Here is an 18,369-nt window from a genome sequence, read left to right as displayed (position 1 = left end):
GCCGCTGGAGAGGTGGCTGAGTGGTTGAAAGCGGCTCCCTGCTAAGGAGTTACAGGAGGCAACTTCTGTCGAGGGTTCGAATCCCTCCCTCTCCGTTCCAAGCCCCAGCCCGACCCCAGGCTGGGGTTTTGAGTTTCTAGACCTCGAGCAGTCGCCGGCAGAGCTCCTGCAGCAGCGCTTCGTCTTGGGCACGCTCGGGACCCTCGCTGAGCACGACCAACAGGGCGGGGGCCTTCCCCTCGACCTCGATGTAGGCGGCGTCGTGGCGCGCCTGGCTCATCCAGCCGGCCTTGCTCCAGAGCTGGGCACCCTCGGGGAGACCGCCGCCGAGAAAGCCATCGACTTGGTTCTCGGGGTCCGCGGCCCGCTCCCCTGGATCCAGGCTGCGGGTCAAGAGCTCCTGCATCCGGCCGCAGGCGACTGGTGAGAGCAGTTCACGGCCCATGACCGCCTGCAAGACCCGGGCTGTGAGGTTGCTGCTGAGGCGGTTGCGGTTTTCTAGCTGGGGCCCATAGGACTGGCGCTCCCGGCCATAGGGGCCATCGCCCCAGGTCTTCTGGCAGGCGTTATTGCCGGGCCACTCGGGCCAGCCCCGTTCCGCGTACCAGCGGTTGATCAGTTGGCGTTGCTGGTTCCAGCTCTCCAGGGCAGCGGCCGGCAGGTCCGGGCCACTGCAGGTTCCTGTCAGCAGGTCCACGACCAAGCCGGTGGCGTCGTTGCTGGAGTCCCGGATCATGTCGGCCAGGGCCCGGCGCAGTTCCGGACTGTCCTCGATGAGCTCCCGCTGCAACCAGGCCTCGGCGGCCAGGAGATAAAGCAGCTTCACCACGCTGGCGGGATAGCGCGCCTGGTTGCCGCGCCAATGGGTGCCTTGGCCTTCCGCGCCGGAGCCGTGGCGCAGGGACTGCCCGTACCGAATCCAGGTGACCGAGAGCTGCTCGCTTAGCCCCGGCCGGCCGTCCTGCTCCAGGCTGCTGATCGCCGCAGCCAGTGCTTGCTCCATCTCCCCATTTGGGCAGTAGAAAGCCATCGCAGCCACTCGGGGTCATGGCGAGGTTAAGCAGGTTGTCCGTGGGAGCACCCGTGGCCTTGGAGCTGCTGCATCCGGGCAGCCGTTGGCGCATCGATGCGCCGCTCAACCTTTACAGCCACTGGTTGGGTTCGGGCCTGGCCACCCAGGCCTGGGCCGGCCGTGCCCTGCAGGTGCTCGATGACGCCGAGCCGACGGGGCGGCGGGTTCGGGTGCGGCTGCTAGAGGACGGCTACCCGGGTTGGATCGATCCGCGCGATCTGCTCGGCCATGCCCGCTGCATCGCGGCTGACCAATCGCGGCTCCTCTGCGAAGCGACCATCGCAGAACGTCTGCCAGCGGTCTTGGCCTTCGCGGACGCCGCGCGGCAGCAGAGCAATCACTACCTCTGGGGCGGCAGCCTCGGCCCGGATTTCGACTGCTCGGGCTTCACCCAGGCCGCCTATGCCGCCGCTGGTGTGTGGATTCCGCGGGACGCCTACCAACAGGAGCGGTTCTGCCAGCCCGTGGCGGTCGCCCCGGGTTGCTACAGCCAGCTGCACCCGGGCGACTTGATCTTTTTTGGACGCCCCCAGCGCTGCACCCATGTCGGGCTGTACCTCGGGCAGGGCCGCTACCTGCACAGCTCGGGCCGGGAGCATGGCCGTGATGGCTTGGGCGTCGACGGCCTGGATCGTCAGCTGATCGATCCCGTCAGCGTTCACTATCGCCAGGAGTTGCGCGGCGCCGGTCGGGTGGTGCGCTGCCACGACGGCTCCACCCTGCCTTGATGCCCATGCTCTGGTCCTTGTTGCTGGTTCTCCTCCTGACGGCCCTGGGTTGGCTGCTGTCGCGGCGCACACCCTGGGGGCGTCAGTTGGGGATGACGATGGTGGTGCTGCTGTTGGGGTTGCTGGTGAGCAACCTGGGCGGCGTGCAGCTCCAGGCCGAGGCGGCGGGCTGGGTGAACGGCCCACTGACCTCCCTGGCGATTGGTCTGCTGTTACTCGCGGTGGACCTGCGGCGTCTGTGGCCCCAGGCCAGGCAATTGCTGGGTCCCTTCCTGATGGCGGCCTTGAGCACCGTGTTGGGGGTGTTGCTTGGGGCCTGGTTGCTGCATCCCCTCTTGGGGGATGACCGGAGCGTGTTGGCGGGGATGTACACCGCGACCTTCACCGGCGGCAGCTTGAACTTCGTCTCGGTGGCCCGGACCTTGAATCCGCCAGAGACCCTCCTGACCCTGGCCACCGCCGCGGACTACGTCGTGTTTGCGGTCTGGTTCGCCGTCAGCACCTGGCTGGGGCTGCGGGCCGACACCCCCGTGGATGCGGCGTGGGCTGACAGTCCCCCCAGCGATCAGCCGGAGCGCTCCTGGTGGCTGGCGGGCCTCTGGGGCTTGGCGGTCCTGGTCTTGGCCCAGGCCCTGAGCGCCGTGTTGCCGTTTGTGCCCTCGATCCTGGTGTTAACCACGGTGGCGCTTCTGGTGGCCCAGCTGCCCGCGCCCGCCAGCCGGCGCGGTTGCTATGGCCTTGGTCTGCTCCTGATCCAGCCCTTTTTCACGGTGATGGGCCTGAGCTCCCCGGTGGCGGGGCTGCTGGGGGAGGGCCTGCCGGTGTTGCTGTACGCGGCCTTTGTGGTCCTGGTGCAGGCCCTGTTGCTGCTTCTCCTCTTCCGCCGTTGGCTGCGCTGGCCCTTGGCTGAAACCCTGGTGGCCTCACAGGCCTCCATTGGCGGCCCCAGCACGGCCTTGGCCTTGGCGACGGCGATTGGTCGGGCCGAGCTGGCGGTGCCTTCGGTGGCGATTGGTTTGTTGGGCTACCTGCTGGGCACCTACCTGGGGCTTGGGGTGGCTTGGTTCCTTCCGGGTTGAACGAATTGGGGGGCTTTCCTCTAGGTTCCAGCGAACTTGAGCGGTCCCGTTGAGCAGCGCCAGCGTTCCAGAACTCTCGATCGTGGTGCCTCTCTTTAACGAGGAGGAGAGCCTGCCGCTGCTGGTGGAGAAGCTGCTGCTGGCCCTGCGCCCCCTGGGGCGCTCTTTTGAGCTGGTGCTCGTGGATGACGGCTCCTCGGATCGCACCGCGGATGTGTTGCGGCAGCAGGCGGCCGGGGCCCCGGAGCTGGTGGCGGTTCTGTTGCGGCGCAACTACGGCCAGACCGCGGCCATGGCTGCGGGTTTTGACGCCAGCCGCGGGCGCTTGATCGTCACCTTGGACGGGGACCTGCAGAACGATCCGGCCGACATCCCGATGCTGCTGGGGCGCCTCGAGGAGGGCTACGACCTGGTCAGCGGCTGGCGTCACCAGCGTCAGGACCATGCCGTCAGCCGGTTGCTCCCCAGCAAGATTGCCAATGCCCTGATCGCGCGGGTGACCGGGGTGCGGCTCCACGACTACGGCTGTTCCCTCAAGGCCTACCGCCGCGAGTTGGTGGAGGACATGAACCTCTATGGGGAGCTGCACCGCTTCCTGCCCGCCTTGGCCTTCATCGAGGGGGCTCGGATTGCGGAGGTGAAGGTGAACCACAACGCCCGCCAGTTCGGCCAGAGCAAGTACGGGATTGATCGCACCTTCCGGGTGCTGATGGATCTGTTCACCGTCTGGTTCATGAAGCGCTTCTTGACCAGGCCGATGTACGTCTTCGGTTTTGGGGGGCTGAGCGCAATGGGGATTGGCGCCTTGCTGAGCGCCTATCTGCTCGCGGTGAAGTTGGGGGGCGCTGAGATCGGCAATCGCCCCCTGCTGCTGGTGGCTGTTCTGGCTTTGATCACCGGGGTGCAGCTGTTCTGCTTTGGCTTGCTCTCAGAGGTGCAGATGCGCACTTATCACGAGAGCCAAGGTCGCCCGATCTATCGCATCCGCGAGACGTTGCGCGGCAGCTTGAGCGGCTGAGCGGCGGCCACAGGAGCGCTGCTGCGGCCTCGGAAGTGGGTCATGGCATCGGCGGCGAGGGCGGCGACGACCTGGTCGGCATCGCGCAGGCCGCGGCGCATCAGGGGCAGGGCCTCGCGGTGACGCCAGAGCTGGCAGACCGCCATGGCGCTGCGGCGCGCTTCACCACCGGCACGGAACTGTGCCTCGAGCTGCTTGAGCAGCAGCCCGCGGCCGCGGCGGTCATGGGCGGCGGGCAGTTGCACGGTTAGGCCGCTGGTTTGTCCCTTGGCATCGCCGGTGCCAGCGGGGATGACCAGTTCCATCTGGCTGCGGTTGATGGCCGCAATGGCGGAGGCATCGGTGGAGCGCAGGATGTTGCGCTTGGGCCGGCCCAGGACCCAGCAGGCCGCCACGACGCCGGCGAGGACGATTCCGGTGAGGGCCTGGGTCATGGCTCGGCGTGGGGTTGGTCTGAACTTTTATGTCGCCCCTGGAGGCCCCGAAGAGCAGCTCAGGGAGGTCTCCTTACAGTGCCGAACGTTAGCTGTATTGGCCCACGCTGATGACCGGAGACTTCGTCGCCGCCTGGATGCCCTCGGTGTTCGTGCCCCTTGTCGGGATCCTGGCTCCTGCTGTGGCCATGGCCCTGTTGTTCAACGTGATTGAAGCCCGCGACTGAGTTGTCGCCGCTTTATTCCCCAGCCTCCTGACGTTCTTCCCCCGATGACCGTGACCCCCGTGGCCGACCCCTGCGTCGGCAATCTGGCCACTCCCGTCAACAGCAGCTACTTCAGCCGCGCTTTCCTGAGTGCGCTGCCTGCGTATCGCCCTGCCCTCTCTCCCAACCGTCGCGGTCTGGAAGTGGGCATGGCCCATGGCTTCTTCCTCTACGGCCCTTTCACCATCTGCGGCCCCCTGCGCGCCACCGAGTACGCCAGCACCGCTGGTCTGCTCGCTGCCGTGGGTCTGGTTTCGATCCTGACGGTGTGCCTGTCGATCTACGGCACCGCTGGCCGCGGCCCCAACGTGCAGCCGGCTGACGCCACCATCGACAACCCCCCCTCAGATCTGTTCACCAAGGCTGGTTGGGCCGAATTCGCTAGCGGCTTCTGGCTCGGCGGTTGCGGCGGCGCTGCCTTCGCTTGGTTCCTGGCGGGCACCACGATCGTGGCTCCCCTGGTGAAGATTGCCGGTGGTGTGTGGAGCGTCGGCTGAGCCCAGCCTGATCCACGTCCACTCCTGAATGGCCCGCTTGATCCTTCGGGATCCGGCGGGCTTTTTCATGTCTTGCCGTTCGCTTTGGCCATGGCTAAGGAGTGAGTAGAGCTGTGGTGCGGTGATGACCCGTTGGCCTGCTGTTGTTCTTGCGGCATCCCTTTCGGCTCTGCCTGGGGTCGCGATGGCTGAAGCCCTGCCGCCGCCAATCGGCCCCCTCCCGTCGTCGGATCAGACCGATCAGGGGTATCCGGGGGATGTGGAGAACGCCCTCAGTGATTTCACGCGTTTTCAGTGCGAGCTGCTGTTCTTTTTGACCCCGCGTCAGAACTGCCCGAGCGATTAAGCATCGAAATCAGCGTTATGTAATCGGCTGAACGACACGCCTGGTTTTGGCGCGGCTAAAACGGTGCTGTAGCAATCGCTACAAAACGTTCACCTCGGCACCCTTTGGTGTCTGAGGCGCAGTTCGATCCAGGCCATGGAACGGGGACCTGGGCTGACTCCGAGGAACCACCCATGACCCTCACCTACCGCGGCCAGAAGTACCAGCAGAACAAAGAGGCTGTCTCCCAGAAGCACCCTCAGCTGAACTACCGAGGTCTGAAGTACGTCAAGTGACTCCCGCTTGATATGAACCCCTAGCCCCGCATTCGCGGGGCTTTTTGTGTCTCTCGTTGGACCTGTGTTGGTGTTTCAGCTGAGAAACCACAGGGCTGGATGGAGTAGGGAGGCTGACAGCAACCAGCGCTCGAGACGTGTTCTGACTTGCGCCGGATAAAAGGGGATGCCTGAAGCGGCGATGCAGCCGCCTTCCGGTATGGCGTGGGTGTTGCCCAGGATCAGCTCGATCCGGTAACCCCGAGATGCGAGTGCGCTCTGGAGTCCGAGAAAGGCCGCCTCATCACCCCAGTTGTAGGAGTGTTGATTGACGAGGAGGACCGGGACTGTCCTTGAAAAGCCGGCTAACGGATTTGAACCGATGGCCTTCGCTTTACAAAAGCGCTGCTCTACCACTGAGCTAAGCCGGCAAAGGGGACTGGCCCCAGCCAGAGCTTATCGCTCGGTCATGGACCAGAGCAGGAGCTGGGTGCGGTTGCGGCAACCGGTTTTGCTGAGCAGACGCGAAAGGTGGCATTCGACCGTGCGTCGACTGATGGCCAAGGTGGTTGCGATCGAACCGTTGCTTTTGCCGCGTCGCAATTCCGAGAGCACGCGCCGCTCTGCTGGCGTGGGTTGAAGGCCTGCGGGGGCAACCATGGGGAGAGGCAACTCCCCTCAGCTTTCCCATCAATCAGGCCTGGCTGGCGATGGCCTCTTCGGTTTCGCTCGCTTCCGCCTCTGCGCTCGGGGTCTCGCTGGCGTCCTCGGCCTCTGCGCCCTCCTCGGTTTCCGCCGGGGTGGGCTTAAAGATGGCCCTGCGGATCGGCAGGTTGGCCACCAGAGCGGTCACGCGGTCTTCGGTCTCGAGGCTCACATCCCCTTCGCTGAGGTCAATCTCGACGTAGCGGCTAACCACCTCGAGGATCTCGCGGCGCATCTGCTCCAGCAGTTCCGGATTCAGGTCGCTGCGGTCATGGGCCAGCACCAGCTGCAGGCGCTCCTTAGCCGTGGTGGCGCTGGCGGTCTGACGCCCAAGCAACTTGTCGATGAATTCGCGCAGGCTCATCAGTTCAGAAAATCTTGGTTTGTATCAGGCGGCTGAGCTTGGCGCGCAAGCCTTGCTTCACCTTGGAGGGATCGATGAGCGGCACGTCCTCGCCGCAGATGCGCCGGGCGATGTTGCTGTAGGCGGTGGCGGCGGGTGAGTTGGAGCCGTTCAGGGTTAGGGGTTCACCGCGGTTGGTGCTCACAATCACTTGCTCGTCTTCGAGCACCAGCCCCAACAGAGGCAGGGCCAGGATGTCGGTGACGTCATCCACCGCCAGCATTTCCTGGTTGGCCATCATCTTCGGGCGAACCCGGTTGAGGACCATCTGAATCGGCTTGATGCCCCGGGTGTTGAGCAAGCCGATCACCCGGTCAGCGTCCCGCACCGCGGACACTTCAGGGGTGGTGATGACGATGGCTTCCTTAGCCGCGGCGGCCGCGTTCTTAAAGCCGTCTTCGATGCCCGCCGGGCAGTCGATCAGGACGATGTCATGGGTCTCGCCGAGCATCTCGGCGATGGTTTGCATGTCCTCGGGCTTCAGCCACTCGAGCATCCGCGGATTGCCCGCAGGCAGCAGGGCGAGGTTGGGCTCCTGCTTGTGCTTCACCAAGGCCTGCTCGAGCCGGCAGGTCTCCGAGAGAACGTCCTGGGCGGTGTAGACGATCCGGTTCTCGAGGCCCAGCAGGAGATCGAGGTTGCGCAGACCGAAGTCGGCATCCAGAACGGCTGTGCGCATGCCCTGCCTGGCCAGAGCAATGCCCAAGTTGGCGGTCAGGGTGGTTTTGCCCACACCCCCTTTGCCTGAGCAGATCAGGATGAAGCGACTACTGGAGGCCACAGCGCACCGAAACGTGCGTGAAGGTTAAGGCCAATCCAGCCGTTTCTCTCTAGACATCAGACGTCATTTCTGGGCCGCCATGGCAGCCAGTCAGCGTCTTCTCGTGATGCCCGATGACGGGGCCGAGGCGGTCGTTGCATTGTATCGATCAGGCCCAGTCCCAACTGCTGATCAAGCAGTTCAAGCTCCAGAGCGAGGCCGTCGAGCAGGCCCTCCTTCGCGCGCAGCAACGGGGTGTGCGGATCCGCGTGATGCTCAATCCCCACACCTCAGGCGGTGACCGCTGGAACGATAAGGCCTATGCCCTGCTTCAGGGCTGGGGTGTAGAGGTGGCCTGGACCAGCGAGCGCTTCCCGGTCACCCATGAGAAATCCATGGTCATCGATGGCCATGCCGCCCTGATCGCCACCTTCAACCTTTCGGATAAGTACTTCACCGAAACCCGTGATTACGGCGTCATCAGCCAGGACCCGCTTGTCATTGAACAGGTGGTCGCGGGTTTTGAAGCGGATTGGGAACGCCGGGCCTTCGATCCGCGCCTCGATGTGGGCTTGGTTTGGAGCAATGTCCACAGCCGCGGGCAAATGGCCCGGGTGATCGATAGCGCCCAGGAGTCGTTGCGGATTCAGCACCCCAAGTTTGTGGACGCCGTGATCCTCGAGCGGCTGGTGGCCGCGAAGCAGCGAGGGGTCAAGGTCAGGGTGCTCTGCGGCGGCAAGCACGGCCTGAGCGATTGGGATGTCTATGACACCTTCAGCTCCCTCAGGCTCCTCGAGCATGCCGGGGTCAAGATCCGCCGTCAGAAGCAGCTGAAGCTGCACGCCAAGTTGATCCTGGTGGATGAGCAGGCTGCAATGACCGGCTCGATGAACATCGACCGCAGTGCCTTTGATCTCCGCCGCGAATTGGTGATTGAGGTGGATGCACCGGACGTCATCGCTCGGTTGTCGGAGACGTTCAACGCCGACTGGGAGGCCGCCAAGAAGTACAGCGCCCCTGACCCCCTCGACCCGGCTTATCACGAGGAGGGTGAGCTGCCGCCCGACCCCCACTTCGTGCACGACTGATGCCCCCCACCCATTGGCAATTGTTCTGGGGCATGCAGCAGGTGGCCCTCTCCTCCTTTGGAGGCGGGCTTTCGGCTTGGAGCGAGCGGATTGTCGTGGAAGACAAGGGTTGGATGACCAAGCAGGAGTTCATCACCGGTCTGACGGTTGCCCGCCTCTTCCCCGGACCGAACCAGATCAACATGGCGATCTACATCGGTAGCCATTTCCGCGGCTTAGGCGGTGCCCTGGCGGCGTTGGCGGGGATCTTGCTGCTGCCCTTCAGCGTGCTGATGGGCCTGGGGCTCGCTTACTACTACCTGCACACGTCGATGGCGATGGATCGTCTCCTGGCGGGAGTGATTACGGCCTCTGCAGGCATGGCCCTCTCAATGGGCTTCAAGATCGCCGCCGCCTATCTCCATGACCGCGTCGCCCTGTTGCTGGCGGCCATCAGTTTTGTGGCGATGACCGTCTTCCACGTGCGCCTCGTGCCCCTGGTGCTTGTGGCGGGGCCCTTGGCGATGGTCTGGTACTGGCCGAGAAAGCCATGACCCTGCTTCTGGCTGCGGCCTGCCAACCCGCCCATCTGGGGGATTGGCGCAACCTGATCGCCGTCATCTGGGATTTCCTCAGCCTCTCGCTGTTTTCCCTGGGCGGTGGGAACACGCTGCTGGCGGAATACCACTACATGGCCGTCGACAAGTACTGCTGGCTGAGCTCCCAGCAGTTCGCCGAGATCTATGCCATCGCCGAAGGTGCCCCGGGCCCGAGCTCGATGATTGTCGGCTTGCTCGGCATGGGGGCGGCCTTTGAGGAGGGCCCCTTTTGGGCGCTGCTCAGTGGGGTCATGGCGGAGGTCGTGATCCTGCTGCCCTCGACCCTGTTGATGGTGATCGCGGCCTTGAGCTGGAACCGCTTCAAGACCTCACCGTTTCGCTTGGCCTTCGAGCGGGCGATGGGGCCGATCACCTTGGGTGTGCTCTTCGCGGTAGGTCTGAAGATCCTGCGCATCTCCGATCACGACACGCCGGCCTATGCGGTCTCGGCGGTGGTCTGTTTCTTGATGCTGCGCACCAAGATCTCTCCCCTTTGGTTCATGGCCGTGGCCGCTGGCCTGGGGGTCTTGGGCTTGGTGAACCGTTAGCCCTCCTGCGGCCAGAGCGGTTCGGCCGGACGGATCGCAATCGCCCCATCGAGCAGCAGGGCTTCCTCGCTGAATCCGGCAGGGGGGAGATCCTCGGGGCCCCGGGCGACGGTATCGGCAATGCGCAGCTGAAGCGGCCGCAGCTGCAGGGCCACGATCCGGGCCGCGCCGTTGCCCGCCTTGCCGGCGTGGGCGATGCCCCTCAGCCGCCCCCAGACCCGGACATCCCCGCCAGCGCTGACCCGAGCCCCAGGGTTTACATCGCCGAGCACCAGCAGCGAGCCTTCGACCTGCAGGTGGTCCCCCGACCTGAGGGTGCCGCGATGAATAGTCAGATCGCTGCCGTCCGGTTCCGCCTGAGTTGGCTGCAGTTGGTCGCCGATCAGCGCGGTCTCGAGTCCAAGCGCTGCGGCGGGAACCAGGCTGAGGGCTTCGCGTGCTTCGACGCGCAGCAGCGGCCACGCCGCTTGTTCGAGCCGCTCCGCAATGGCCCGCAGTTCCGGCAGGGTCAGGGGGCGGTCATCACAGACCAGCACCGCCGTCCCGCTGCCCTCGGCCGCCCCGAGTTGCGAGCCCACTTCCTCCAGGGCTGAGGCCTCCGCCTGACGAAGCGGTTTGAGAACGAAGCGACGGGGGGCGGCCTGCATGGCGTGCAACTTAGGGATCTCCAGCCGCAACTTCCAGGGCCAGGGCCTCGCGGATCGCCGACGTGATCTCAGGCGGGTGAATCAGCCAGGCGGTTTGGGTGGGTTGGATCAAGCTGCGAATCAGGGCTGAGCGCTGCTCAATTGCCCCCAACTGATGGCCATCCCAGAGCCTGAGCCCACCTTTGTAGGGGTGATAACCGTTGTTGCTCTGCTGGTGCAGGCCGCAACAGAGGTCGGGGCGTAGTCCTGCGGCTTCGCTCAGGGTCTGGGCTTTGGCCAGCAAGCTGAGGCGACTCTCCTGGGGAAGCTGGCTCAGATCCGAGGCCCGCAGCAGTTCTCGGTTGATGACCCGGCTGCAGAGCTGCTGCAGTGGGGCCGGTCCCTCCTCGAGCCAGCGCTGCAGGTGGTAGCCCGTGCGGACGTCGTCATTGCCAAGGAAGGCCTCAAGGTCCAGCCGTTTGGGATCCCAGAGCCAACGCTCCATCACCGCATCGGCCCAGACCTGAGCTGGACCGAGCTCGCGGGCGAGCGAGATGGTGCGGTTCAGGAGCCAATTGCAGACCACGTTGAGGCGGTGGTTGTAGACGCTCCGGTACATCAGGTTGCGCACCACGAGGTAGTGCTCCACCGCCATGAGCCCCTTGGGCTGCAGGGCGAGTTGGCCGTCGGGGGCGAGGGTCAGGCTGGCGAGGATGCGCTCGAGGTCGAGCACCCCATAGCTCGCGCCGGTGTTGTAGCTGTCGCGCAGGAGGTAATCGAGGCGATCGCAGTCGAGCTGGCTGCTGACCAGCGCCTTGATCGCCGGATTGCGATAGCGGCCGTGCTCGAGCAGGTCCGCCACGTGATCTGCGGTCCCTGGCGCAAAGGCCTCGAGCGGCTCCCGCAGCGCGGGGTGCTCGCGGATGAGGCGGCTGGACCAGCTCTCATGGTGCAGTCCATACATTTCCTCGCCGGTGTGGCTGAGGGGGCCATGGCCGACGTCGTGCAGCAGGGCCGCGGCATAGAGCACTCCCCGGTGCTCGTTCAGCTCTGCATGGCTGCGCCCCAGATTCCCTAGGGCCTGGCGGGCGAGTTGCAGCACTCCCAGGGAGTGGGTGAACCGACTGGATTCCGCCCCGTGGAAGGTCAGGTAGGCCGGCCCCAATTGCCGGATGCGCCTCAGGCGCTGAAAGACCGGCGTATCGACCAGGTCAATCGCGAGGGCTTCTGCGGGCTCCTGCCGGGAGAGGCGGATCGCCCCGTGCAGTGGATCGTGATAGGTGCGGGCGCTCATCCGGCCTCGATCTGTTCAGCGAGCTGATGGACGGCCACCTCGAGCCAGGTGTCTCCATCGCCGCCGGGGTTGAGTGGTTCCGGATCCGCCAGGCGCTGGTTGGGCTCGATCCCCAAGTTTTGGATGTCCCGGCCGCTCGGGGTCAGGTAGCGAGCCACCGTCACGGCCAGTCCACTGCCATCGCCCCCGAGGCCAATCAGGGTCTGGATCAGGCCTTTGCCGAAGGTGCGGCTGCCCACTAACTGGGAGCGCTCATCGTCCTGCAGCGCTCCCGCCAGGATTTCGCTGGCGCTGGCGGTGCCGCCATTGACGAGGGTCAACATCGGCCCGCCATAGAGCTGGCCGCGGTTGGCCTGCTGGGCATCGCTGAATCCATCTCGGTTTTGGGTTTCCACGATGGGCCCGCCATCCAAAAAGACGTTGGCGACGGCCAGGCCGGCACTGACCAAGCCCCCTGAGTTGTTCCTGAGATCGAGGATCAGACCGTCCATGCCCTTGGACTGCAGGCCCTCCAGCGCTTTGGCCAGCTCCTGGGGCACCGGTTCAGCGAATTGTGTGATGCGGATGTAGCCCAAGCGATGGCCATCGGCTTCGAGCAGGCGACTGCGGACGGGCTGCAGATCCACCTGCCTCCGCTTGAGCTCAACCTCTTGGGGCTTGCCGCTCGGGGTGATCAGCTGCAGCAGAACTGACGTTCCTTCTTGGCCCCGCAGCCGTGCGGCCGTGGCTTCCAGGCCGAGCTCGGCGGTGCTGATGCCGTCGACCTGGCTGAGCACGCTGGCGCTGCTGATGCCCGCTTCAGCGGCGGGTGACCCCTCGAGGGGGGCAATGACGACGATGGCCGTGTCGTCCTGACGGATTCCCAGCTGCAGGCCAACGCCGCTGACACTTCCTTCTGTATTGGCTTTCAGGGTGACGAAGTCGGCAGGCCTGAGCAGGCGGGTGTAGGGATCGCCAATGGGCGCGAGCATCGCCTCAATGGCGTCATAGGCATCGGCGCTGCTTTGGATGGAGCGCTCCAAGGCCTTTTGCCGGAGCCGTTTCCAATGGATGGTTTCGAAGCGGTCCGGATCGACGTAGCTCTGGTTCACCAGGCGCCAGCTTTCGACCACGAGTTGTTGGCCATCGTTCAGGGCCAGGGCCGGAGCGGCGGTCAGCCAGAGGCTGAGAATCCAGGACAGTCCAATGGCTGCAATGGATCTGAGCCCCTTGAAATGCCGCGGAGTCGGGTTTTGTGGCGGTGATGTCACAAGCGGCGTCGCGCTCACGTGCGGCAGGAGGTGATCGGTAGACTCTGCCAACCAAACCCAATCGCTGCATGGCGAACTCCTCACCCGCCGCCGGCGGAAAGTCATCGCCCGTCTACGACTGGTTCAACGAGCGCCTGGACATCCAGGACATCGTTGACGACGTCGCGTCGAAGTACGTCCCGCCCCACGTCAACATCTTCTATTGCCTGGGCGGCATCACCCTGGTCTGCTTCCTGGTGCAGTTCGCGACCGGCTTCGCGATGACCTTCTATTACAAGCCGACCGTGGCTGAGGCCTACGCCTCGGTGCAGTACCTGATGACCGACGTCAGCTTCGGCTGGCTGATCCGCTCCGTCCACCGCTGGAGCGCATCGATGATGGTGCTGATGCTGATCCTGCACGTCTTCCGCGTGTATCTGACCGGCGGTTTCAAGCGTCCCCGTGAGCTCACCTGGATCACCGGCGTGACCATGGCCGTGATCACCGTGTCCTTCGGTGTGACCGGTTACTCCCTCCCCTGGGACCAAGTCGGCTACTGGGCCGTGAAGATCGTGTCGGGCGTCCCCGCCGCTGTCCCCGTGGTCGGTGACTTCATGGTTGAGCTGCTCCGCGGCGGCGAGAGCGTTGGCCAAGCCACCCTCACTCGCTTCTACAGCCTGCACACCTTTGTGATGCCTTGGCTGCTGGCCGTGTTCATGCTCATGCACTTCCTGATGATCCGGAAGCAGGGCATCTCCGGTCCCTTGTGATCTCGGCCTGGGGATCGCTTTGTTGCGATCCCTGACGGCTTCTCTTTTGACGGCTCCGCCAAACCCAGGGCGGTTTCTAGCCTTCCTTCACTGGTAAACAAACGACCCTTACGCCGGTCACTCTCATGCACATCCTTAAGAAGCCAGATCTCAGCGATCCCAAGCTGCGGGCCAAGCTCGCCAAGGGCATGGGCCACAACTATTACGGCGAGCCCGCCTGGCCGAACGATCTGCTCTACATCTTCCCGGTCGTCATCCTGGGAACCCTGGCATGCCTGGTGGGCCTGGCTGTTCTCGACCCCGCGATGCTGGGTGACAAGGCTGATCCCTTTGCCACTCCTCTGGAAATCCTTCCCGAGTGGTACCTGTATCCGGTCTTCCAGATCCTGCGCGTGGTGCCCAACAAGCTGCTGGGTATCGCCCTGCAGACCATGATTCCTCTGGGTCTGATGTTGGTGCCCTTCATCGAGAGCTTCAACAAGTTCCAGAACCCCTTCCGCCGTCCCGTGGCCATGGGTGCCTTCCTGTTCGGCACCGTGTTCACCATCTACCTGGGCATTGGCGCTGCTCTGCCGATCGACAAGTCCCTGACCCTCGGCCTGTTCTGATTCGGATCTGAATTTCTGCAGCTCAAAAGCCTCGGCAGAACGCCGGGGCTTTTTTGTGTCTGGACTCAGGGCGTGTTGATGTCGAGCATCCCGACGTCTTCGGTCTTGACCCGGAGGAGGTGGTGCAGGAGCAGGAAGCCGACGATGGTCCAGGTCTGATAGGTCCGGGCCTGTTGGCCGACCCAGGTGCCCGTGGGGCCATCGAAGTACTCAGCCCACTGCTGTCTGGGCAGCTGGTTGAGCTGCATCCAATAGCACTCTTCGAGCATGGCCTGCATCTGTCCCATCAGCAGAACATCGGCGGTGGGATAGAGCTGCTGATGCAGAAGGACGGCTCCGCCCAGGTACCAGAGCAGGCTCGGCCAGTGGCCGCCGTTGTGATAACTCCAGGGCCAGTTCTTCGGGTCCGATCCAGTTTTTTCGGACCACTTGTCGCCTTCGAGTGGCGGATGGCAGATGCGCATGGGCATCTGCGCCATCAGGGCATCGCGGTTGTGCAGAACGAGCCGGAAGAGGGCCCGTTGCTGGGGGGCGGTGATCAGTCCAAAGAGGCAGCCGAGGCAGTTACCGAGGCTGTAAAAGCGGAAGTCCGGTCTGCCGGTGCGCATGTTGCCGATCAGATAACCGCCCCGGTCTTCAAGCCAGTCCTGCAGCCAGGGGGGGATGACCTGGGGTTGGACGTTGAATTCGTTGAGGGACTGCTGCTCGCCGTATTGCTCGGTGGGTCGTCGCCGCAGGACCTGCATGGTTTTGCTGGTGACCCAGTAGTGCTTGAGCAGATAGCGGCGCAGGTCGTACTTCCACTGCTTGGTCAGGACGAGGCGTTGCTCGAGCAAGCGGCTGTTGTGGCTTTGCTGGGCCAGGTCCATGAGTTGGCAGCAGCAACCGAGGCAGCCATAGAGCAGGACTTCGACCTCAAGCGGTGCCCCCCAGACGTCCATGGGGCGGTCAATCATGAAGGAGCAGTCCGGCACGAAGAGCACCGGAGTGCCCTCAAAGGTGGGGTGCAGGACGAGATCGAGCAGGAGCTGGATGCCGCGCTGGACTTTCTGGCTGGAGCCGAACTCGTAGTCCTTGCTGCGTTTGACGTAGAGCCAGCAGAGGACGGGCCACCAGAGACTGGCGTCAACGCTGGTGATGCGGCCAATGGAGCGTTGCCCATAGTCGGCGAGGAGCTCATCCCCCTGTTCGACAAAGCTGGTGGGGAAGACGCCGCGGGTCTGGTAAGTGCTGCTCTGCAGCTCTAGGGAGATATCGAGGAAGTTCCGAACGATCTGGTAGCGGCCCTTCAGCAGCAGGTAGAGCATCACGGGAACGTTGTCCCGCAGGAAGACCTCGCCGTAGTTCAGGGCTTCATCCACACCGCCGGGGTGGGAGAGGGCCGCGACGGATCCAACGAGCTCGCCGCGAATCCGCACGAGGGTGCGCTCGAAATGCTCCTCGGCGGCAGCAACAACCGCTTCTTCGCGGGAGCTGGGTCTGACGCGAAGTCGCTCCTGGCTGAATTGCTTGGCCAAGACTGGCCTCCCGCTCGTCGCCTCTCTTGTCAAACCCTAGAAATGTTCTGGGGCTTCGTCAGCCATGGACAGAGCACTTGACCCCAGAGGGGCCGATGGTGTTATGGTTATGTGCTGCGAGCAAACCGAAAGGCGAGTGAGCAGCGAACTGGAACCCGAGGTGACTTGGTGATGTAGGTTCGATCGGCGGCAGCGATGCCGCTGGTGAACTGAAAGCCGAGGGAACTCGGTGATGTAAGTTCAACAAGCGGTCGCGAGGCCGCGGACCGAGAGCCCGAAAGACCTGAGAGGGTCGAGCTGAGAAGCGTGTGGCGATCGGAGCACCTGGACAACTGAACGTTTAGGAACTGACGCTTTCACTGCGTTAGTCGCGAGCTGAGGCTGAGAGGCTGAGGTGAGTGGTTAACGAAGATGCAGTGAGGGTGTGAGGTCCCGTCAAAAGTTTTTTAGTTGTGGAAGCTTGTTGCTTGCACGATCTGTCGACTCTCACGGTTGACGGTTGTGTCGGTGTGCAGCAAGTGGAGCAACGACCGGATCTGAGATCCTGGAAAGTCTGAACGAAAGAGATTTTGTTTTGCACTCTTTGAACGCTTCTGTCAGAGGAAGTGGCATCAACTGCGACCGTGCGCCAGCGCGAGTTGTGGGTGAGGCAAGTCAAATTGAGATCACGAAAGTGATCAATAGGATTTGATCTACAACGGAGAGTTTGATCCTGGCTCAGGATGAACGCTGGCGGCGTGCTTAACACATGCAAGTCGAACGAACCTTCGGGTTAGTGGCGGACGGGTGAGTAACGCGTGAGAATCTGCCCTCAGGAGGGGGATAACGGTTGGAAACGACCGCTAATACCCCATATGCCGAGAGGTGAAATGAATTTCGCCTGAGGATGAGCTCGCGTCTGATTAGTTAGTTGGTGGGGTAATGGCCTACCAAGACATCGATCAGTAGCTGGTCTGAGAGGATGATCAGCCACACTGGGACTGAGACACGGCCCAGACTCCTACGGGAGGCAGCAGTGGGGAATTTTCCGCAATGGGCGAAAGCCTGACGGAGCAACGCCGCGTGAGGGATGAAGGCCTCTGGGCTGTAAACCTCTTTTATCAAGGAAGAAGATCTGACGGTACTTGATGAATAAGCCACGGCTAATTCCGTGCCAGCAGCCGCGGTAATACGGGAGTGGCAAGCGTTATCCGGAATTATTGGGCGTAAAGCGTCCGCAGGCGGTCTGTCAAGTCTGCTGTTAAAGCGTGGAGCTTAACTCCATTTCGGCAGTGGAAACTGACAGACTAGAGTGTGGTAGGGGCAGAGGGAATTCCCGGTGTAGCGGTGAAATGCGTAGATATCGGGAAGAACACCAGTGGCGAAGGCGCTCTGCTGGGCCATAACTGACGCTCATGGACGAAAGCCAGGGGAGCGAAAGGGATTAGATACCCCTGTAGTCCTGGCCGTAAACGATGAACACTAGGTGTCGGGGGAATCGACCCCCTCGGTGTCGTAGCCAACGCGTTAAGTGTTCCGCCTGGGGAGTACGCACGCAAGTGTGAAACTCAAAGGAATTGACGGGGGCCCGCACAAGCGGTGGAGTATGTGGTTTAATTCGATGCAACGCGAAGAACCTTACCAGGGTTTGACATCCTGCGAATCTCTTGGAAACGAGAGAGTGCCTTCGGGAACGCAGTGACAGGTGGTGCATGGCTGTCGTCAGCTCGTGTCGTGAGATGTTGGGTTAAGTCCCGCAACGAGCGCAACCCACGTCGTTAGTTGCCAGCATTTAGTTGGGCACTCTAGCGAGACCGCCGGTGATAAACCGGAGGAAGGTGTGGATGACGTCAAGTCATCATGCCCCTTACATCCTGGGCTACACACGTACTACAATGCTACGGACAAAGGGCAGCAAACTCGCGAGAGCTAGCAAATCCCATAAACCGTGGCTCAGTTCAGATCGTAGGCTGCAACTCGCCTACGTGAAGGAGGAATCGCTAGTAATCGCAGGTCAGCATACTGCGGTGAATACGTTCCCGGGCCTTGTACACACCGCCCGTCACACCATGGAAGTTGGCCACGCCCGAAGCCGTTACTCCAACCCTTGTGGAGGAGGACGTCGAAGGTGGGGCTGATGACTGGGGTGAAGTCGTAACAAGGTAGCCGTACCGGAAGGTGCGGCTGGATCACCTCCTAACAGGGAGACAAACAACGATTTTGATGCCTGAGTACTTTTATTCTTAGGCCGAAATCCTGTCACCTTAGGTCGATCGGTACCTCAACTTCAATCCTGTGAGTCGTAAGGCTGCACAACGATTGATTTTTAGTTCCTAAACGTTGTCTAGGTCACCCCATAGAGGGTTCACTTCCTGGGCCATTAGCTCAGGTGGTTAGAGCGCACCCCTGATAAGGGTGAGGTCCCTGGTTCAAGTCCAGGATGGCCCATTCCAAAATCCAGTTTTGGATCATTTGGGGGTTTAGCTCAGTTGGTAGAGCGCCTGCTTTGCAAGCAGGATGTCAGCGGTTCGAGTCCGCTAACCTCCACTAACATATCTGAACTCCTAAGC

21 protein-coding genes, 4 tRNA genes and 1 rRNA gene are annotated in these 18,369 nt (G+C 62.9%); 16 read left to right on the top strand and 10 right to left on the bottom strand.

All coding sequences use genetic code 11. The annotated features are described in order from the left end of the window. Nucleotides 1–6 precede the first annotated feature (6 nt). Nucleotides 7–95 (top strand) — tRNA-Ser (locus H0O22_RS07945). Nucleotides 96–136: 41 nt separating this feature from the next. On the opposite strand, the gene H0O22_RS07940 is transcribed toward H0O22_RS07945, so the two are convergent. Further along, on the bottom strand, nucleotides 137–1,030 hold the full coding sequence (locus tag H0O22_RS07940; protein ID WP_185186167.1) for a serine hydrolase: 894 nt from the start codon (nucleotides 1,028–1,030) through the stop codon (nucleotides 137–139). A gap of 17 nt (nucleotides 1,031–1,047) precedes the next feature. Here H0O22_RS07940 and H0O22_RS07935 point away from each other — a divergent pair, with 17 nt between their 5' ends. Genes H0O22_RS07935 through H0O22_RS07925 form a run of 3 tightly spaced genes read left to right on the top strand, consistent with a single transcriptional unit; the run spans nucleotide 1,048 to nucleotide 3,897 of the window. After that, nucleotides 1,048–1,800 carry a C40 family peptidase gene (locus H0O22_RS07935; RefSeq protein WP_185186166.1) on the top strand — a complete coding sequence of 251 codons (753 nt, stop codon included), beginning with the start codon at nucleotides 1,048–1,050 and terminating at the stop codon, nucleotides 1,798–1,800. Then, nucleotides 1,800–2,879, top strand: a complete 1,080-nt coding sequence (locus tag H0O22_RS07930; RefSeq protein ID WP_185186165.1) for a DUF819 family protein — start codon at nucleotides 1,800–1,802, stop codon at nucleotides 2,877–2,879. Before H0O22_RS07935 ends, H0O22_RS07930 begins: the two co-directional genes overlap by 1 nt. 49 nt (nucleotides 2,880–2,928) lie before the next feature. Next, the gene (locus tag H0O22_RS07925; RefSeq protein ID WP_185186164.1) at nucleotides 2,929–3,897 is read left to right on the top strand and encodes a glycosyltransferase family 2 protein; all 969 of its coding nucleotides are present in this window, start codon (nucleotides 2,929–2,931) and stop codon (nucleotides 3,895–3,897) included. Here H0O22_RS07925 and H0O22_RS07920 read toward each other — a convergent pair. Further along, on the bottom strand, nucleotides 3,855–4,331 hold the full coding sequence (locus tag H0O22_RS07920) for a HEAT repeat domain-containing protein (protein WP_185186163.1): 477 nt from the start codon (nucleotides 4,329–4,331) through the stop codon (nucleotides 3,855–3,857). The genes H0O22_RS07925 and H0O22_RS07920 overlap by 43 nt on opposite strands. Nucleotides 4,332–4,441: 110 nt before the next feature. Between H0O22_RS07920 and H0O22_RS07915 the strand changes: the two genes are divergently transcribed. The 4 genes from H0O22_RS07915 to H0O22_RS07900 all read left to right on the top strand — a co-directional run bounded on the left by H0O22_RS07915 (nucleotide 4,442) and on the right by H0O22_RS07900 (nucleotide 5,715). Then, a complete protein-coding gene (locus H0O22_RS07915) occupies nucleotides 4,442–4,558 on the top strand; it encodes a photosystem I reaction center subunit VIII (protein ID WP_010315023.1) in 117 nt (38 codons plus the stop codon). A gap of 44 nt (nucleotides 4,559–4,602) precedes the next feature. Next, complete coding sequence (locus H0O22_RS07910) at nucleotides 4,603–5,094, top strand: photosystem I reaction center subunit XI (RefSeq protein WP_185186162.1); 492 nt, start codon at nucleotides 4,603–4,605, stop codon at nucleotides 5,092–5,094. A gap of 124 nt (nucleotides 5,095–5,218) precedes the next feature. After that, nucleotides 5,219–5,440: a hypothetical protein gene (locus tag H0O22_RS07905; RefSeq protein ID WP_185186161.1), complete on the top strand. Its 222-nt coding sequence runs from the start codon at nucleotides 5,219–5,221 to the stop codon at nucleotides 5,438–5,440. A 107-nt stretch (nucleotides 5,441–5,547) separates the two neighbouring features. After that, nucleotides 5,548–5,715 carry a DUF4278 domain-containing protein gene (locus H0O22_RS07900; protein WP_185186160.1) on the top strand — a complete coding sequence of 56 codons (168 nt, stop codon included), beginning with the start codon at nucleotides 5,548–5,550 and terminating at the stop codon, nucleotides 5,713–5,715. Between the two features lie 338 nt (nucleotides 5,716–6,053). Here H0O22_RS07900 and H0O22_RS07895 read toward each other — a convergent pair. From H0O22_RS07895 to minD, 4 genes are all read right to left on the bottom strand, one after another. Continuing rightward, nucleotides 6,054–6,125 (bottom strand) — tRNA-Thr (locus H0O22_RS07895). Nucleotides 6,126–6,150: 25 nt separating this feature from the next. Continuing rightward, the gene (locus H0O22_RS07890) at nucleotides 6,151–6,354 is read right to left on the bottom strand and encodes a response regulator transcription factor (RefSeq protein ID WP_185186159.1); all 204 of its coding nucleotides are present in this window, start codon (nucleotides 6,352–6,354) and stop codon (nucleotides 6,151–6,153) included. Nucleotides 6,355–6,388: 34 nt separating this feature from the next. Then, complete coding sequence (minE, locus tag H0O22_RS07885; protein WP_185186158.1) at nucleotides 6,389–6,763, bottom strand: cell division topological specificity factor MinE; 375 nt, start codon at nucleotides 6,761–6,763, stop codon at nucleotides 6,389–6,391. A 4-nt stretch (nucleotides 6,764–6,767) separates the two neighbouring features. After that, a complete protein-coding gene (gene minD, locus H0O22_RS07880; RefSeq protein WP_185186157.1) occupies nucleotides 6,768–7,583 on the bottom strand; it encodes a septum site-determining protein MinD in 816 nt (271 codons plus the stop codon). Between the two features lie 134 nt (nucleotides 7,584–7,717). Between minD and H0O22_RS07875 the strand changes: the two genes are divergently transcribed. From H0O22_RS07875 to H0O22_RS07865, 3 genes are read left to right on the top strand one after another with little or no spacing between them, the layout of a single operon-like run. Further along, the gene (locus H0O22_RS07875) at nucleotides 7,718–8,650 is read left to right on the top strand and encodes a phosphatidylserine/phosphatidylglycerophosphate/cardiolipin synthase family protein (RefSeq protein WP_255439224.1); all 933 of its coding nucleotides are present in this window, start codon (nucleotides 7,718–7,720) and stop codon (nucleotides 8,648–8,650) included. Then, entirely contained in the window at nucleotides 8,650–9,183 is a 534-nt protein-coding gene (locus tag H0O22_RS07870; protein ID WP_185186156.1) for a chromate transporter, read from the top strand. Before H0O22_RS07875 ends, H0O22_RS07870 begins: the two co-directional genes overlap by 1 nt. Then, the gene (locus H0O22_RS07865) at nucleotides 9,180–9,776 is read left to right on the top strand and encodes a chromate transporter (RefSeq protein WP_185186155.1); all 597 of its coding nucleotides are present in this window, start codon (nucleotides 9,180–9,182) and stop codon (nucleotides 9,774–9,776) included. The genes H0O22_RS07870 and H0O22_RS07865 overlap by 4 nt, the downstream gene beginning before the upstream one ends. Here the strand turns inward: H0O22_RS07865 and H0O22_RS07860 are convergent. The 3 genes from H0O22_RS07860 to ctpZ are packed head-to-tail and all read right to left on the bottom strand — an operon-like array spanning nucleotide 9,773 to nucleotide 12,997. Beyond that, on the bottom strand, nucleotides 9,773–10,423 hold the full coding sequence (locus H0O22_RS07860; RefSeq protein WP_370521417.1) for a septum site-determining protein MinC: 651 nt from the start codon (nucleotides 10,421–10,423) through the stop codon (nucleotides 9,773–9,775). The genes H0O22_RS07865 and H0O22_RS07860 overlap by 4 nt on opposite strands. A 10-nt stretch (nucleotides 10,424–10,433) precedes the next feature. Next, nucleotides 10,434–11,696, bottom strand: coding sequence for an HD domain-containing protein (locus H0O22_RS07855; RefSeq protein ID WP_185186153.1), 1,263 nt, complete (start codon nucleotides 11,694–11,696; stop codon nucleotides 10,434–10,436). Beyond that, nucleotides 11,693–12,997: a carboxyl-terminal processing protease CtpZ gene (gene ctpZ / locus H0O22_RS07850; RefSeq protein WP_185186152.1), complete on the bottom strand. Its 1,305-nt coding sequence runs from the start codon at nucleotides 12,995–12,997 to the stop codon at nucleotides 11,693–11,695. Before ctpZ ends, H0O22_RS07855 begins: the two co-directional genes overlap by 4 nt. A gap of 17 nt (nucleotides 12,998–13,014) precedes the next feature. On the opposite strand from ctpZ, the gene petB reads away from it, so the two are divergent. Both petB and petD read left to right on the top strand, forming a co-directional pair. After that, complete coding sequence (gene petB / locus H0O22_RS07845; RefSeq protein ID WP_010315065.1) at nucleotides 13,015–13,695, top strand: cytochrome b6; 681 nt, start codon at nucleotides 13,015–13,017, stop codon at nucleotides 13,693–13,695. A gap of 125 nt (nucleotides 13,696–13,820) precedes the next feature. After that, nucleotides 13,821–14,303 carry a cytochrome b6-f complex subunit IV gene (petD, locus tag H0O22_RS07840; protein ID WP_010315067.1) on the top strand — a complete coding sequence of 161 codons (483 nt, stop codon included), beginning with the start codon at nucleotides 13,821–13,823 and terminating at the stop codon, nucleotides 14,301–14,303. 65 nt (nucleotides 14,304–14,368) lie between these two features. Here petD and H0O22_RS07835 read toward each other — a convergent pair whose 3' ends face one another. Then, nucleotides 14,369–15,820: a glycoside hydrolase 100 family protein gene (locus H0O22_RS07835; RefSeq protein ID WP_185186151.1), complete on the bottom strand. Its 1,452-nt coding sequence runs from the start codon at nucleotides 15,818–15,820 to the stop codon at nucleotides 14,369–14,371. A 694-nt stretch (nucleotides 15,821–16,514) separates the two neighbouring features. Between H0O22_RS07835 and H0O22_RS07830 the strand changes: the two genes are divergently transcribed. The 3 genes from H0O22_RS07830 to H0O22_RS07820 all read left to right on the top strand — a co-directional run bounded on the left by H0O22_RS07830 (nucleotide 16,515) and on the right by H0O22_RS07820 (nucleotide 18,346). Then, a 16S ribosomal RNA gene (locus H0O22_RS07830) occupies nucleotides 16,515–17,999 on the top strand. A gap of 174 nt (nucleotides 18,000–18,173) precedes the next feature. Next, nucleotides 18,174–18,247, top strand: a tRNA-Ile gene (locus H0O22_RS07825). A 26-nt stretch (nucleotides 18,248–18,273) separates the two neighbouring features. Further along, nucleotides 18,274–18,346, top strand: a tRNA-Ala gene (locus H0O22_RS07820). Nucleotides 18,347–18,369 lie beyond the last annotated feature (23 nt).

Origin of the sequence: Synechococcus sp. LTW-R (assembly GCF_014217875.1) — a bacterium.
Lineage (GTDB): Bacteria > Cyanobacteriota > Cyanobacteriia > PCC-6307 > Cyanobiaceae > Vulcanococcus.
The sequence above is the reverse complement of the archived record's forward strand: the minus strand, read 5'-3'. Positions and strand labels throughout refer to the sequence as shown.